This is a genomic window from Arachnia propionica (assembly GCF_003932785.1).
In the GTDB taxonomy this organism is placed as follows: Bacteria; Actinomycetota; Actinomycetes; order Propionibacteriales; family Propionibacteriaceae; genus Arachnia; species Arachnia propionica_B.
The window spans coordinates 1-1,404 of the sequence record NZ_RQYT01000101.1 but is presented as its reverse complement, the minus strand read 5'-3'; the positions used below and the strand labels follow the sequence as shown (position 1 = coordinate 1,404).

General features: G+C 63.0%; 1 protein-coding gene. It reads right to left on the bottom strand.

The window, feature by feature from the left end; genetic code table 11:
* Positions 1-73 precede the first annotated feature (73 nt).
* Positions 74-1,225, bottom strand: coding sequence for an integrase catalytic domain-containing protein (locus EII35_RS15405; protein WP_125229332.1), 1,152 nt, complete (start codon positions 1,223-1,225; stop codon positions 74-76).
* Positions 1,226-1,404 lie beyond the last annotated feature (179 nt).

Below are 1,404 nucleotides of genomic sequence, written 5' to 3'. Positions count from 1 at the left end.
CGAGGTGCCTCACGTAGGAATGAGCGCGAAGGGTGGGTTGGTGCCTCACGTAGTGTGAGCGTGAGGCTTGCGGTCATTTTGGGGTTCGGAGTCGTTGGATTGACGGGGTCAAGGATGCCATATCGAGGTGTCTGGATGCGGTCATGGTCTCGGTTTTATCGTGTGCGTGTTCGATGAGTTTGTGCTGGATATGGGTGATCTGGCGGGTCAGGTTGGCGGGGTTGATGCCGTCAAGGCGGGTCTGGATGGTGGTGGTTTGTTCCGGGGTGAGGATTCCGGTGTCGAGGACTCGTTGCCAGGGAGTCCTTGGCTGGTCGTAGATACGTGCGCGGCGTCCGTGCTTGTTGGTGGTGTAGCCGATGGGTTTGCGGGTCGGGGTGAAGAAGTTCAGCCGGAGGGACACCAAGGGCCAGAGCTCGCGGAGTAGCGCGAGTTCGGTCGGGGTGTCGTAGCGGTAGTGGAAGGCGTGTTTACGGACCACGTGGTTGTTCTTCGACTCGATGGTGGCCTGGTCGTTCTTCTGGTAGGGGCGTGACCTGGTCTGGGCGATGTCACGGGCTTGGAGCCAGCCCGCGACATCATGGTTGATGAATTCTGAGCCGTTGTCGGAGTCGAAGACCCGCAGCGGGAAGGGGAACAGGGTTTGCAGGTCAGCAACGGCGTCGATGATCCATCGTGAGGCGTTGTTACGGATCGAGGTGGTCTCGGTCCATCCGGTGACCAGGTCGGTCATGGTGAGGGTGCGGCAGAACTCTCCGGCGTGTGTGGGTCCGCAGTGGGCGACGGTGTCGGCCTCGATCACCCCGGGTGTGGTGGGTGGGGCATCCCCGCTGGTGGACAGGCTGATCGAGGTCCGCAACACCGGTGGGGTGGTTGTGGACAGGCCTCGCAGGCGCATCCGTTCCTTGGCGGGTCTGAGGTACCGGTCGATCGTGGCGGGGCTCATCGCCTGTAGCTCGGTCAAGGTTGTGGGGGTGGTGAAGGGGGCCTCCAGGTCACCTGCCGCCTCCAGGAGGGGCAGCCACAGGGGCAGCATCACCGTGAGGTACTTCCCGCAGGGGAAACCCATCAACGCCCACACATGTTCCAGCAGGGCTCTGGCGTCGTCGCTGTAACGCTTTCCTCTCAGGCGACGACGATCGATCTGTGTGGCCGGGTCGGGCAGGGGCGGGCCGGTCAGCATCCGGCGGGCTGTCGAGCGGCCCATCCCGGTCGCAGCAGTCACCTCATCAAGGATTCGGCCCTTGTCCTTGCGTGATGCTCCACGGTACGCACCACGCAGCTTGTTCGTGACATGACGCCTGGCAGCCATCGGGATCTTGCCTTCCACACGGGCAAGCTTCGCGCTCAAACTAGCTGAGGCACCGACCCCACCCACGCGCTCAAACTAGCTGAGGCACGTCG